This is a genomic window from Pseudomonas sp. W3I7 (assembly GCF_030816095.1).
GTDB classification, from domain to species: Bacteria; Pseudomonadota; Gammaproteobacteria; order Pseudomonadales; family Pseudomonadaceae; genus Aquipseudomonas; species Aquipseudomonas salomonii.
Genome location: NZ_JAUSXP010000001.1, coordinates 3,330,883 through 3,344,980, shown reverse-complemented (window position 1 = coordinate 3,344,980; position 14,098 = coordinate 3,330,883). Strand labels below are relative to the sequence as shown.

Annotated in this window: 8 protein-coding genes and 2 pseudogenes; 6 read left to right on the top strand and 4 right to left on the bottom strand. The window is 61.3% G+C overall.

From position 1 onward, the window contains the following. Positions 1–14: 14 nt before the first annotated feature. Genes tssM through QF043_RS15500 form a run of 3 tightly spaced genes read left to right on the top strand, consistent with a single transcriptional unit; the run spans position 15 to position 4,959 of the window. Positions 15–3,392: a type VI secretion system membrane subunit TssM gene (tssM, locus tag QF043_RS15510; protein ID WP_307419224.1), complete on the top strand. Its 3,378-nt coding sequence runs from the start codon at positions 15–17 to the stop codon at positions 3,390–3,392. Continuing rightward, positions 3,389–4,120 (top strand): PP2C family serine/threonine-protein phosphatase, encoded by a 732-nt coding sequence (locus QF043_RS15505; protein ID WP_307419223.1) that lies wholly within the window; start codon positions 3,389–3,391, stop codon positions 4,118–4,120. The genes tssM and QF043_RS15505 overlap by 4 nt, the downstream gene beginning before the upstream one ends. Continuing rightward, positions 4,117–4,959, top strand: coding sequence for a serine/threonine-protein kinase (locus tag QF043_RS15500; protein WP_307419222.1), 843 nt, complete (start codon positions 4,117–4,119; stop codon positions 4,957–4,959). Before QF043_RS15505 ends, QF043_RS15500 begins: the two co-directional genes overlap by 4 nt. 253 nt (positions 4,960–5,212) lie before the next feature. Here QF043_RS15500 and QF043_RS15495 read toward each other — a convergent pair whose 3' ends face one another. Beyond that, positions 5,213–5,542: a DUF6388 family protein gene (locus QF043_RS15495; protein WP_307419221.1), complete on the bottom strand. Its 330-nt coding sequence runs from the start codon at positions 5,540–5,542 to the stop codon at positions 5,213–5,215. Positions 5,543–5,835: 293 nt separating this feature from the next. On the opposite strand from QF043_RS15495, the pseudogene QF043_RS15490 reads away from it, so the two are divergent. Then, a pseudogene (locus QF043_RS15490) lies at positions 5,836–7,909 on the top strand (EAL domain-containing protein). Here the strand turns inward: QF043_RS15490 and QF043_RS15485 are convergent. From QF043_RS15485 to QF043_RS15475, 3 genes and pseudogenes are all read right to left on the bottom strand, one after another. Further along, positions 7,900–8,755 (bottom strand): annotated as a pseudogene (locus QF043_RS15485) (metal-dependent hydrolase). The pseudogenes QF043_RS15490 and QF043_RS15485 overlap by 10 nt on opposite strands. A 15-nt stretch (positions 8,756–8,770) precedes the next feature. Further along, entirely contained in the window at positions 8,771–9,661 is an 891-nt protein-coding gene (locus QF043_RS15480) for an SDR family oxidoreductase (RefSeq protein WP_236372700.1), read from the bottom strand. After that, complete coding sequence (locus tag QF043_RS15475) at positions 9,658–11,193, bottom strand: NAD(P)/FAD-dependent oxidoreductase (RefSeq protein WP_307419220.1); 1,536 nt, start codon at positions 11,191–11,193, stop codon at positions 9,658–9,660. The genes QF043_RS15480 and QF043_RS15475 overlap by 4 nt, the downstream gene beginning before the upstream one ends. 275 nt (positions 11,194–11,468) lie before the next feature. Here QF043_RS15475 and QF043_RS15470 point away from each other — a divergent pair, with 275 nt between their 5' ends. Both QF043_RS15470 and QF043_RS15465 read left to right on the top strand, forming a co-directional pair. After that, positions 11,469–12,467 carry an alpha/beta fold hydrolase gene (locus QF043_RS15470; protein WP_307419219.1) on the top strand — a complete coding sequence of 333 codons (999 nt, stop codon included), beginning with the start codon at positions 11,469–11,471 and terminating at the stop codon, positions 12,465–12,467. Positions 12,468–12,749: 282 nt separating this feature from the next. Next, on the top strand, positions 12,750–14,030 hold the full coding sequence (locus tag QF043_RS15465) for an alkane 1-monooxygenase (protein ID WP_307419218.1): 1,281 nt from the start codon (positions 12,750–12,752) through the stop codon (positions 14,028–14,030). The last annotated feature ends 68 nt before the right edge of the window (positions 14,031–14,098 follow it).

The following is a 14,098-nucleotide window of genomic DNA, read 5'->3' as shown; positions in this document are numbered from 1 at the left end:
GCTGGGAACATTCAATGAACGCTTTTTTCAAGGGCGCGGGCACCCTGCTGCGCATCGTTTGGGTATGGAGCTTGTTTCTGGTGCTTTGCAGCGCCTGCCTGGTGTGGTTTTTCGGGCCTCTGCTGGCGGTGGATGACCACCGGTTCTGGCAGGGCGCTACGGCTCGCCTTTTGACCATCAGCACGTTGTTTCTGCTATGGGGGCTGGCGATGGCTGTTATGGGAACACGCCGAAGCGTGCTGCCCCGGATCGAGGAAGACCAGGCTGACCGTCAGCACCCTGGTCTGGTAGAGGATGAGCGCAAACAGGTGCGGGGACGTTTCAAGGAGGCGCTGCATACCTTGAAAACATCTCGCCAATATGTCGGGCGCAGCCTGCGCGCACGCAATGAGCTGCCCTGGTACTTGTTGATCGGACAGCGAGGCAGCGGCAAGAGTGCTTTGCTGGCGGCCAATGGCTTGCAGCGCCCGCCGGATCACCTTCAGGCCGTATCATCAGGGGCCGGTGCTTACTGTGAGTGGTTCTTCGCCGATCAGGGCGTCCTGATGGAGAGTGCCGGGCGCTACCTGGACCAACCCGACCGCGCAGTCGATGCCGCAGGTTGGTCGACGTTACTCGGGCTGCTCAAATCCAGGCGCCGGGTGCGGCCACTCAATGGCGTGGTGGTGACGTTGTCGGTGGACACCCTGTTGGGCAGCAATGAGCATGATCTGGAGCGCCATGCACGGCATGTGCATTCCCGGTTACAAGATATCCAGCAGAGGTTGCATATCGATATTCCGGTTTATCTGGTGCTGACCCACGCTGACCACATCCCGGGCTTTAGCGCGTTTTTTGATACGCCGCACGACAGCGCCGCAGAGGGCGTACTCGGTGAGCTGATCACTGGCGGCCCCACGGGTGTGCCCATGGCGCAGGTACGCCAGGCGTTCGAGGCGTTGCTGCAGCGCGTGAGTGGCGAACTGGTGCAGCGCCTGCACCAGGAGCGCAATGTCGAACGCCGTGGCCGGATGCTGGATTTTGTGCCCCAGGTGGCACGCATCGGTGAGCGTTTGTGCCTGTTTATCGACGTGGCGTTCTGCGCCCATCGCAATCAGCGCATCCAGGGGTTGCGAGGTTTCTATTTGACCAGTGCTGGTGAGCGGCACGAACGCTTTGTGCAAGGTCTTTTCAACCAAGTGATTTTCGCCGAGGCCGATCTTGCGGGGTTGCACACCGAGGAGCATCAACGCATTCGTTGGCAGCAGGCGGGATGGGCGAGCGCCGTAGCGTTGGCCATCGGTGCGGCGGGCATGCTCTGGATGCACAGCTATGGGATCAACCACCAACGCCTGGAGCAGTTGGCGCAGTTAGGTCAGGTGGATACGTCGGCCCCGACCGATGCGGACCAGACCTTGGCGTTACTGACGTTGCTGGACAACCGCCTGGCGGCGACGCGGGTGTTTCCGCTGGTGTCGGAGGCGGGCGTGCTGGAGAGAGCCGGACTGTTTCAGGGCGAAGTGAGCCGACCGCCGCTAGTCAGTGCCTACAACGATGCCCTGCAGCAAATGGTTGTGCAAGTCGCTTCGCTGCTCGAAGAACAGGTGCGATCGAGCCTTGGGGATCGCGAACGGTTACTGGATAACCTGCGCGCCTACCTGATGCTCAATCTGCGCGAGCGACGTGACGCCGGGTGGCTGGCGGAGCGCGTGGCCAGCCGGTGGTCCGAGCGCTTTGCCGGTGAGGCTGCGACGCAGGCGCGCCTGAGTGAGCACTTCGCCCGGCTGCTTGAACAACCCTTTGCCGCGCCACTCAATGATGAGTTGGTCGCCCAGGCTCGCCAGGTGTTGCGCGGAGAGTCGCTGGCAGATGTGGTGTATCGCGTACTGCGCGAGCAATCGCACACGCTGGAACCCAGCCGCCTCACGGACGGCACTGTGTTCACGGCGCTGGACCAACCGATTGCGGGGTTTTACAGCAAACGCTATGTGCAGTATTTCGACCAGCAAGGCCCGCGACTGGTTAACGCGATTGTCCTGGACAATTGGGTGCTGGGGCAGGCGACTGACCTCAGTGCGATGGAGTTGCGCCGGTTGATCGTCGAGCTGCAACAGCGCTACTTCAGTGAGTACGCCGATGCGTGGAGCCAGGCCTTGGGCCAGGTTCGATTGCGCGAAACCGATAACCTGCGCCAGGACGCCGAACAATTGGCGCGCCTTACCTCGGCGCAATCACCGCTGGTGTTGCTGTTACAGCAGGTGCGTGAAAATACCCGTTTGCTATCCACCGATGACCCGATGGCAGCGGTGCACCAGGAAGTCGGTGACGTGGCGGCTATCGCTCAGTCGATGGCTGCCCGTGTACATGCAGGCGTCTTGCCCAAGCCCACAGGCGATGACGCCGCAAGACGCGCCTTGCAACGCCGTTTCGAGCCCTTGCATCAACTGCTTGATGAGCAGCAAAACCCGGGTGAACAACTGACCCAGGCATTGCGCCAGCTTGATGCTGTGCACCTGCAACTGGCGGCGCTGAATCGCGAAGGGGCGCCGGAGCAGGCGGCGTTCCAGATGGTGAAACGGCGTATGGAAGGGCAACAACCCGGGTTGGGACAGTTACGCGACAGTGCCGCACGTTTGCCGCTGCCGCTCAAAGGTTGGGTCGAGGGGCTTGCCGACGACAGTTGGCGGCATTTGTTCGATGAGGCCTATACGCATGTAAACCAACGCTATCAGAGCGAGGTGTATAGCCTGTATGCCAGGGCTATCCGCCAGCGTTACCCGTTCAATGCCCATGCCAGCAGCGACGTGGCGTTGGGCGATTTCGAGGAGTTTTTCAAACCCCAGGGCGTGCTGGCAAGGTTCCATGACCATTACCTGCGCCCGTTTATCAGCGCCGACGGCGGGCGTTATCGCTTGCGCGGCCTGGAAGGCCAGAGCCTGCCCATGTCACGCGCGTTGCTGGAGCAACTCGGCAAAGCGCAGACCATCCGCCGTGGTTTTTTCGGTGGCGACCCCGCCGAACTGGCGGTTCGCTTTACATTGGCGCCTTATAGCCTGGACCAGGCGGTCAGCCGCGCGGTGTTCAGCTTTGGCGGTCAGCAGCTGGAGTACCGCCATGGGCCGATTGTTCCTGTGACGTTCCAGTGGCCCAGCGAAGTGGAAAATGGTCGCAGCAGCCTGGTCTTGGAGCGCGGCGCACAGCGGCCATTGGGGATCGAGAAGAACAGCGGGGCCTGGTCGTTGTTTCGCTTCTTTGACTTGCTGCACAGCGAGCCCGCCAGTGGGCGCGACGCGCAGCTACTCAAGTCCGATCTTGCCGGTTTGCGTGCCAATTACCTGTTGGTCAGCCAGCGTACACCCAGCCCGTTTCAGATGGACGCGTGGCGCACGTTCCGTTTGCCGGAGCGACTATGACCGCGTCGCAAGCCGCTGCCAACAGCGCGGCACGCAGCCAACGTGGCAAGGCCAGGCCACGCAACGAAGATGCGTTCCTCGACTGCCCCCAGCAGGGTTGCTGGGCGGTTGCCGACGGTATGGGCGGCCACCGCGCCGGACACCGGGCGAGCCAATGGGTGATCGACAGCCTTGCCGCGTTGCCGGCCCAGGGTACGTTCGATCAGCGCATTGATGCGGTGCGGCGATGCCTGCAACGGCTCAATCAGAGTTGGGGGGATAACGCCTCTGCGCCGGCCGAAGGTCGCGACGACAGAATGGGCAGTACCGTCGTGGTCCTGCTGCTGGAGAGCCGGCGCGCAGCGTGTATCTGGGCGGGGGATAGTCGCTGTTACCTGTGGCGAGGCGGGCGGTTATATCAGCTGTCGCGCGATCACTCATTGCTGCGCCAATTGATGGATGAGCAGCGGTTGAGCCTGGCACAGGCCCAGGCGCATCCCGACGCCAGGGCATTGACCCGCGCCGTCGGCGCACGGCACCCGCTGAAACTCGAGGTGCTGGAGTTGGGCGTGCAGCCAGGCGATGTATTTGTGCTGTGCAGTGACGGTGTGTACCAGGCGATGACGCACGCCGAGCTGGGCTGCGCCATGGACAGCGGGACGCCACAACAGGTGGTGGCACGGCTGTTCACCGCGGCGCTCCGCGGCCCGGCGCGGGATGACCTGACGGCCGTGGCGGTGTGCGCATGACCACGGCACCTGGCATGCCCACCTTGCTGGCGGGGCGTTATCACCTTGAGCGCGTGCTGGGTTCGGGCGGCATGGGCGTGGTCTACCGGGCGCGCGACCTGCTGCATGAGCAGTTTGGCGAGCGCTGTTCCAGTGTGGCAATCAAGATGCTCGGCGAGAATCTCCGCCTGGCGCCCGATGCACATGTGCTGCTCTACAGCGAGTTCGCCCTGACCCGCAGCCTGCAGCATGAGCGTGTGGTGCGCATGTTTGCGTTCGAGGTGGATATCAGCACCCAGATGGCTTTTTTCACCATGGAGTTGATGCGCGGCATGACCCTGGACCGGCTGCTGCTGGAGGGGCCCGATGGCTTGCCCTGGCGTGAGTTGCAGCCCCTGGCCGTGCAATTGCTGGATGCCGTGGCGTATGTGCATCGCCAGGGTGTACTGCATGGTGATGTAAAACCGGTGAACATCATGCTGGGTGACGACGGTATTCGTTTGTTCGATTTCGGCCTGGGGCAGGCGACGGCAGAGGCGATGGCGGGGCTGGCGAGTGTGAGTCGTGACCGGTTCAGTGCCTGGACTCCGGCTTATGCGGCGCCGGAGTTGTTGGCGGGCGGTGCGCTGACGGCGAGTGCTGATCTGTATGCGGTGGCGTGTGTGGTGTATGAGTTGGCCCATGGCAAACGCTTGGGCGAGCGTCGGGCCACTGAGCGGCTGGAGCGCCCCCAGCAGATGCCCGCAGCGTGCTGGCCAGCCTTGCGCTTGGCGTTGGCGATGGATCCTGAGCGCCGAACGATCAGCGTGGAGGAGTTGGGCGAGGTGATGGCGCGTTGTCGATGGCGCTGGTTCAGGTAGCTACACAACGTCTGTTAAACACAACGTCTGTGGCAAGTGGGCTGTTGTGGCGAGCAGGCTTGTCCTGCGTTGGGCCGCGAAGCGGCCCCAGTGAAGGCATTGCAACTTTTCTGAAAGAACTCAGCCTCTGGGTTTGGGGCTGCTTCGCAACCCAACGCAGGACAAGCCTGCTCGCCACAGGAGAAATTGGCAGCTTTAACGTTGTGTAGATATCTATGGCTGGCCATCGCAGGCAAGCCAGCTCCCACATTAGCTACCCAGCCAAGTCATGCAGCCGGCAGTACTCTTCCCACCCCAACCCGGCCATCTGCGCGACTTCCTTGTGCACTTCCAGGCGCTGAGCCTCAAAGGCTTCGGCCGATTCGGCCGTCAACTTCAGCGTCAGCTCCCAGGCAAACAGATGCTGGCGCTCAGCCTCGGCCTCGAAAGCCTCATGCAAGCGCTCGGCGCGATACTGCGCGAGGGTTTCGCCTTTGGCTTGGGCGGCCAGAGGGTTGAGGGTGTTCAGTTGCGTAGCCACCTGGGGGTGTTCACTCAAGAAACGGTCCAGGGCGCGCTGGTGGTTATCAGCGGGTTCTGACAAGGGCTTACTCCTGATTGGATGAAGTCAATAGATGGGGGCACGCACAAGGCTTTGCAATCAGCCAGCGGGCAATCGCCATGCAGGCGGGCAGGGTCGCTGGCCTGGCAGCGGGAACACCGGTTTGAAGGCTAACCCGACGGCCCCGACAAATCGCGCAAACTGAAATTAATTCTGAATAATTAATCGTAGTGCGGCAAAAGCCTTTCGCTACCGGTAGGTGGCCGTGTAGCGTTACATGGGATTTGGGCACTGCCAAGCATGGGCAGAAAGCGATACGGGCAGAGGGACGGGGCATGTCGCAAACGCTGTTCAAACTTTTCCTCACCCAGCGCCTGGCTGCCTTGGCCAGCACCGAGTCATTACGCGCAATTCGCGAGGGCTTGTTGTGGATCCTGCCGTGCCTGCTGGTGTCCGCCGGTTTCCTGATCTTGTCCGAATGCGCCAACGCGGTGGGCTTCGATCCGCAGGTGGTGGCTTTTCTGTCGGGGTTGCATAACCAGATCAGCTCGGTGATCCCGCTGCTGGTGGCGGCCTCCATTGGCTACATGCTCGCCATCCAGCACCGCCTGCCACAATTGCCGGTGGCATTTTTGTGCCTGGCCCACGTGGTAGTCGCCACGTTTGTGTTGCGTGACTACCCGCGCGCATCGGCGACGTTTGTGTTGTTTATCGCCATCGCTTCGCCACTGTTGAATGTGCCGGCAATCGCCTGGCTGCACCGCTTTCGCTGGACGCGCCTGGTCAACGAAGACCTGGTGGGCCACAACCTGCGCGGCACCATCAATATGGTGGTGCCGGGCGCCATTACGGCGCTGTTGCTGGTGCTGGTGTTGTCATTGCTGTTGCAGATTCCCTCTGTGGCGCAACTTCAGGGGCCGCAGGTACTGGATGCGCTGCAATCGCCGTATGGCAGCGGGTTGTTTGTCACCCTGATGAACTCATTGCTGTCGGTTTTTCGGCATTCACGGTGTGTACGCCATGCAGCCGCTGTTCGACGTACTGGACCAGGCCGTGGTGCTCAATGGCGCTGCGCTGGCGGCGGGTGAGCCGATCAAGTACCTGCTCAACAGTGGCCTGCTCGGCTCTTTCGCGTTTATCGGTGGGTCGGGCGGGGCGTTGTGTTTGCTGTTGGCGATCCTGCTGTTTTCCAAAAGCCAGTCCATGCGTTTGCTGGCGATGGCCAGCCTGCCGCTGTCGTTGTTCAATGTCAGCGAAGTGCTGTTGTTCGGCTTGCCGATCATTCTCAACCCGCGTTTGTTTATCCCGTTTTTGCTGGTGCCGGCGTTCAACACCCTGCTGGCCTTGACGGTGGTGCAGTTGGGCTGGGTGTCGCCGGCAGTGGCCAGCGTGCCATTTACCGCACCTGTGCTGCTCAATGCTTACCTCAGCACCCACGGCGATATCGCGGCAGTGCTGCTGCAAGTACTGCTATTGGGCCTGGGCACCCTGGTGTATGCGCCCTATGTGCGCGCGATTCATCGCCAGTCCAGTGATGGCGGTACGGTGTACCTCAAGTCGCTGGACATGACCTTCCGCGGCCTCGAAGAGAAAGGCCGCTTGCTGGAACTGGACCCGGTATTGGTGTCCCACAAGGCTGCCGCCCGTCAGGCCGTCGAACTCAGCCGAATCCAGCAGATCAGCGATTACGAGTTCTACCTGGAATTCCAGCCCCAAGTCTCGACCCGCACCGGCCTGTGCACCGGCTGTGAGGCGCTGATGCGCGCGCGGGACGGCCAGGGCACGGTGCATTCGCCGTGGGAATTCCTGCAATGGCTGGCCCAGGCGCGGTTGATGCCGGACGTGGATGTGTGGGTGGCATCCCAGGCCGTGCGCCAGTATCAAAAGTGGCAAAAGATCGGCTTTGACTTGCCCATGACCATCAATATCTCCAGCGCCACACTGACCCAGGCCGGCTATGGCGAGCGCCTGGTGGAGATCCTCGCCCAGGCCCATGGCCAGGTCTCGGTGGAAATCACCGAAGACGCATTGGTCGGTGATATCCAGGCCACCCGCCAGACCATCCAGAGGCTCCAGGCGATCGGCGCCAAGGTGTATATCGATGACTTCGGTACCGGGTTTTCGGCCTTGAGCTATCTGCACCAGTTTCCGGTGGATTTTATCAAGATCGACCGCAGTTTCGTGGTAGCCCAGCGCGACCCCAAAGGCGCCCAGGTATTGACCGGCATGCTGCGCTTTTGTGAGGCGCTGAACCTGGGCGTGGTGGTCGAGGGCGTGGAGACCGCCGAGCAGTTGGCCTTTTTGAACACTGGCACCGAGTTGTTTATCCAGGGCTGGTATTTCAGTAAGGCGCTGCCCGGCGACCTGTTGCCGGGCTTTGTCCGCAGGCGGGCGGCGGCTCAGCTGTAAGCCTGCGCGGAGGCGTATTCGCGCTGGGTCTGTTCGATCTCTTCGACCAGAGCGTCGATACCCGCCAGCCGTGCACGGTTGTCATGGTCCCAGGGGTGAAAGCCCGGTTTGAAGTAGTGCAGCCACGGCCGCAGCATGCGTGGGAACACGCCCTTGGGTCCGTATAGAAACTTGAGCATGCGCCAGAATCCCTTGAGGTGCGCACCGGCTTTGCGGTCGGCCAACAGCAGGCGCACGTGGAAATCAAACACCACCAGCCAGAACAGCAGCGTGGTGGTCAACATGGTGCCGGTGCGCAACAGATAGCGCATCGGCCCAGGCTTGATCACGGTGTTCCACACATCGAACGCCACGGCCTTGTGCTCGGTTTCTTCGAGGGCGTGCCAGTACCACATCTGCTGGTAGCCCTTGAGTGACTTGCCAAAACGCGATGGGTCGCTGAGCAGGATTTCCGCGAGCATCGCAGTGTAGTGTTCCAGAGCGATAGTCACTGCCAGGTTGAACGACGGTGGCAGGTGTTTCTTTTGCAGGTCGAGGAAGAACTTCAGGCGCTTGTCGAGGGTGTGCGCCGGCAGACCGGCCCGCTTGCAAGTGATCGTTGTAGGCCACGTGTTCGCGGCTGTGCATGGCCTCCTGGCCGATAAACCCCTGGATTTCTTTCTTCAACGCCGGGTCGTCGATGCGCTGGCGGTAGTGGCGCACGCTGTCCATGAAAAACAGCTCGCCCTGGGGAAACAGCAGCGACAACGCGTTGAAAAAGTGCGTGATGAACGGGCCTTGTTCGTGCCAGTCCTTGATGCGCTCGGCAGGCAAGGCAAAACGGATATCGCGACGGATCGGCAGCATGGTGCGTGCTCCTGTTCAGAGACGGGTTTCGTCGTTGGTTTCGAACACCGGCGTGCGCGGTTTGGGCGCCATACGCTTGCTGGCGAACACCACCAGGGCTTGATAGGCCGCCGGCAGGCAACGGGCGAGCAGGTCGAGAAAATACGCGTCGCGACCGATCAACACGCGGCGCTTGTTCTTGCGCACGCCGTGCAGAATCACCTTGGCGGCCTGGTCGGCGTCGGTGATGAAGAGTTTTTCGAAGTCGGCGCGGGCCTGTTGCTCGCTGTGGATCAGAAAGCCGGTCATGTTCGCGTCGATGCGGCTGCTGCGGCAGATATCGGTGCGAATGCCGCCGGGGTGCACGCAGGTGGCGGATACACCGCAGCCTTGCAGGTCGAGCTCCTGGCGCAGGGATTCGGTAAAGCCGCGCACGGCAAACTTGGTCGCGTTGTAGCCGCTCATGCCCGGCTGGGCAAACAGGCCGAACACGCTGGAAGTATTGACCACATGCCCTTCGCCGCTGGCTTTGAGGTGTGGCAGAAACGCCTTGGTGCCGTGCACCACGCCCCAGAAGTTAATGCCGACGATCCACTCAAGGTCGGCATAGTCCACGCCCTCGACCGTGCTCGACAGCGCCACGCCGGCATTATTGAAGATCAGGTTGACCTGGCCATGCTCCGCCGCGCAGCGTGCGGCCCAGTCTTGCATGGCCTGGCGGTCGGCCACATCGACGACGTGGGTAGTGATCATGACCGGCGACAAGGTGGATGACTTGATCAGCGCCAAGGTGTGTTCCAGGCCTTGGCTGTTCTTGTCCGAAAGCGCCAGGTGGCAGCCTTCGCGCGCCAATGCGAGTGCCAGGGCGCGGCCCATGCCGGAAGCTGCGCCGGTGATTGCCGCCACGCGGCCCTTGAATGACTTCATGACAGGCTGCCTTCTGCAGTGGGTTGCGGGGCCGCAACCGGGCGCGGCGCAGAGGCCGGCAACGGGTTGGCGAGGTAGTCCTTGAGCGCAAAGTGGCGGGTGACCTGTTTGAAACGCCAGGTCGAGCCGGGCCACAAGGTGGTGTTCTTGCCGGTGCGCGGGTCCAGGTACCAGCTCTGGCAACCGCCGGTGTTCCAGATGGTGCGCTTGAGCTTGTCCTGCAACTGTTGGTTGTAGGCCTGCTCAACGGCGGGTTTGACCTCGACCGTGGCAATGCGCTGGTGTTGCATGTGCTTGAGGGCATCGAGGATGTAGGTGACCTGGGCCTCGATCATCAGAATCATCGAGTTATGCCCCAGGCCCGTGTTAGGCCCGACAATCAGGAACAGGTTGGGATAACCCGGCACCGTCGTGCCTTTATAGGCATGGGCGCCATCGCGCCAGGCGTCCATCAGGTCGATACCGTCGCGACCGATGATGCAGTCGCGGGGCAGCGGGTCGGTGGCCTGGAAGCCAGTGCCGAAAATCAGGCAGTCGGCCGGGTGCTTGATGCCGTCGCTGGTAATCACGCCGTCGGCTTCGATGCGCAGCACCGTGTCGGTCACCACCTCGACATTGCTGCGTGACAGCGCCGGGTAATAGTCATTGGAGATCAACACGCGCTTGCAGCCGATGGTGTAGTCCGGCGTCAGGGTTTTGCGCAGGGAAGGGCGCGCCACCTGTTTGCGCAAGTGACGCAGGGCGATCTTCTGCACCATCTTCATCAGCCGTGGATGCAGGGCAAAGCCCACCACGCGGCCTTCCAGCGCCCAGTAAAAGGCGCTGCGCACCAGGCGTTGGGTAAACGGCAGGTGTTTGAAGGCCCAGCGTTCCACCCTTGAAATCTCGCGATCCGGCTTGGGCATGATCCACGGTGGCGTGCGCTGGAACAGGTCCAGGTGCGCCACCTGCGGGGCAATCTGCGGCACGAACTGGATCGCACTGGCGCCGGTGCCGATCACCGCCACGCGCTTGCCTTTCAACGAATAGTCGTGATCCCAGTGCTGGGAGTGGAAGCGTTTGCCCTTGAAGCTGTCCAGCCCTGGAATATCCGGCAGCGCCGGACGCGACAGGCCGCCCATGCCCGACACCAGCACCCGCGCACTCATCTTGCGGCCGTCGCTGAAGCTCAGGAGCCAGCGTTGCTGCTGCTCATCAAACACCGCACGTTGCAGGCCCATGCCGAAGCGCAAATAAGGCGCTAGCCCGAACCGCTGCGCGCACTGCTCAAGGTAAGCGCGGATCTCCGCCTGTGGCGCGAATTGCCGCGTCCAGTTGGGGTTGGGTGCAAACGAAAACGAGTACACATGGGACTGCACGTCGCAGGCGCAGCCCGGGTAATGGTTGTCACGCCAGGTGCCGCCGAGGGTATCGGCCTGCTCGGCGATAAAGAAGTCGGTAAGCCCGGCTTCCTTGAGTTTGATCGCCATGCACAGGCCGGCAAAACCTGAACCGATGATGGCGATGTCGATGTAGTCACTGTGGGCATTCATAGGCTGTCCTGCATGGGCATCAGATGTGCTCCTGTTTTTGTTTTGTCTTTTAGATAGAACACCATTGCAAAGAAAAAATGAATTAATTATTTTAAAAAAGATTTTAAATAATCTACCTGAAAATATCGCCTACGCTAGGACCTTGTTCCCAATGTGCGCCTTGTCCGACGGACGAGCATGCTGGGCAGCAAGTCCGGGTCCAGGGTGTGGACGGTGGCTGAGGCCTTGACCAATACCGGTCAGGGAGCAGCAGCAGGGAAGCAGAGGACCGAGCTATGGCGGTTGAATGGATTGTCGCTGCGGGTGTGCTAGTGGGTGCCAGTGTGCTGTTATGGGGCTTGAGTGCCTGGATGACGCGGCGCATAGAAGCCACCGTTCCGATCAACGGGCGTTTCGTCGAGGTCGATGGCGAGCGCTTTCATTATGTAGACGAAGGTAAAGGCCCACCGCTGGTGATGATTCACGGGCTGATGGGCAGCAGTCGCAACCTCACTTATGCATTGTCCGGGCAATTACGTGAACGCTTTCGGGTGATTACCCTGGACCGTCCGGGCTCCGGCTATTCCAGCCGGGGCGCACACACGGCGGCAGACCTGCCGGCCCAGGCCCGGCAAATAGCCGCGTTTATCAAGACCCTCGACCTGGATAAACCGCTGGTGCTGGGGCATTCCCTTGGCGGTGCGATTGCCCTGGCGTTGGCGCTTGATCATCCGCATGCGGTGTCCGGCCTGGTCCTGGTCGCGCCGCTGACCCACCCGCAGCGCCTGTTGCCGCTGGTGTTTTTGTCATTGGCGGTGCGCCCGGCGTGGTTGCGTCGCTGGCTGTCGCACACCCTGACCATGCCCGTTGGGCTGCTGACCAAAGGTTCAGTGGTCAAGGGCGTGTTCGCTCCCGATGCTGCGCCACCGGACTTCGCCACCCGTGGCGGCGGCCTGTTGGGGATGCGCCCGGACAACTTCTACGCCGCCTCCACCGAGATCAACACGGTCAACGATCACCTGCCGGACATGGTCAAACGCTACCCGCAACTGACCCTGCCCATCGGCCTGATCTATGGCGCGCGCGACAAGGTGCTGGACTTCCAGAAGCACGGCCAGGCCCTGGCGAGCAAGGTGCCGGGCCTGAAGCTGCAAGTGGTGGAGGGCAGAGGCCATATGCTGCCGATCACCGCCACAGAGCGCGTGGTGGCGGTGGTGGAGCAGATTGCCAATCGAGTCAAGCCGCCCCAAAACGACCCGCTGCCGCAGCGGCCATTGGCCCTCGTGAGTAAGTAGCTGGGCAAGTAGCTGAGTAAAAAATTGTACTACCCGACTCGCGGTTCAACGGCGTCGATGCCTGCTTTAGACACCTGACCAAACGGCTGAAAAAGAGACTGCCCGGTCACGTAAAAAAGCCTTCGAGAAACTAGTTGACGACCTAACGATTCCGCGCTATTAATTTTAAAAAATTATTTCAATGTGTAATTTGAAACAATTTTTGAAATGCCTAAGAGCGAATAAAATAATGAAAAAAACGCCTTTTATCGCATGTCCAATCTGCCTCGTTCGGAGGCTGCCATGAATCAGACTATGGCAACCCCAACTGTCTGGACCGACGGCAAGCGTCACCTGTGGTGGCTCGGCATCATGCCGCTGGCAACCCCGCTGTTGTCCGGCGCCCTGGCAATGACCACCGGCGTACAGCAACTGTGGTGGGTCGGTGTGCTGGTGATCTTCGGCCTTATCCCGCTGATCGACGGCCTGCTCGGTGAAGACGTCAGCAACCCACCCGAGTCCGCCGTCAACCACCTCGAATCCCAAAGCTACTACCGCTGGATCGTCTACACCGGTGTGTTGTTCGTCATCTCGTCGGTGGTGTTCACCGGCTGGCTCGCCGCCGGCGGCATCGACTGGATCATCAGCGGCGGTCTACTGAACACCACCGCCCACCTGGACCCGTCGAGCTGGCTGGCCAAGGCCGCCGCCTTCATTACCGCGCGCACTGAGTTGCACGGCGCCGTCAGCTGGTTCACCTACCTGGGCATGGCGATGTCCACCGGCGCCGCCACTGGCATTGCCATCAACACCGCCCACGAGTTGGGGCACAAGCCCAAACCGCTGGAAGTGTTCCTGGCCAAAGTCACCCTGGCGCCGACCTTCTACGGGCACTTCTACACCGAACACAACCGTGGCCACCATGTACGCGTCGCCACCCCGGAAGACCCGGCCAGCTCGCGCCTGGGTGAGAGTTTCTGGGCGTTCCTGCCGCGCTCGGTGTGGTTCAGCGCCGTCTCGGCCTGGAACCTGGAGCGCGAACGCCTGCGCAAACTCGGCTTGCCGGCTCTGCATTGGAAGAACGCGGTGCTCAGCGCCTGGATGTACAGCCTGGTGTTGTGGGGCGCGATGATTGCCTGGTTGGGCGCGGCGGTGATTCCGTTCCTCATCATCCAGGGCATCTACGGGTTTTCGTTGCTGGAAGTGGTCAACTACGTCGAGCACTACGGGCTTAAACGTCAGAAGTTGCCCAACGGTCGTTATGAACGTTGTTCACCTCGGCATTCGTGGAACAGTAATCGGATTGTCACCAATATCTTTCTGTTCCAACTTCAGCGCCACTCCGATCACCATGCCAACCCGACCCGTAGTTACCAGTCGTTGCGCCACTTTGATGAGTCGCCGCAACTGCCTTACGGTTACGCCAGCATGATTGTGTGGGCCTATGTGCCGTACTTGTGGCGACGTCGCATGGACCATCGTGTATTGAATCACTATGCCGGGGATATCACCCTGGCCAACCTTCAACCCTCACAGCGGTTGAAGTACCTGGAGAAGTACAGCAACAGCGCGACGCCGTTTTAATCTGAACTAACGCGTGTGTGGGTGAACGCGGGGTCTGTGTACCGCGCAGGCCTTCTTCGCCCGGGATT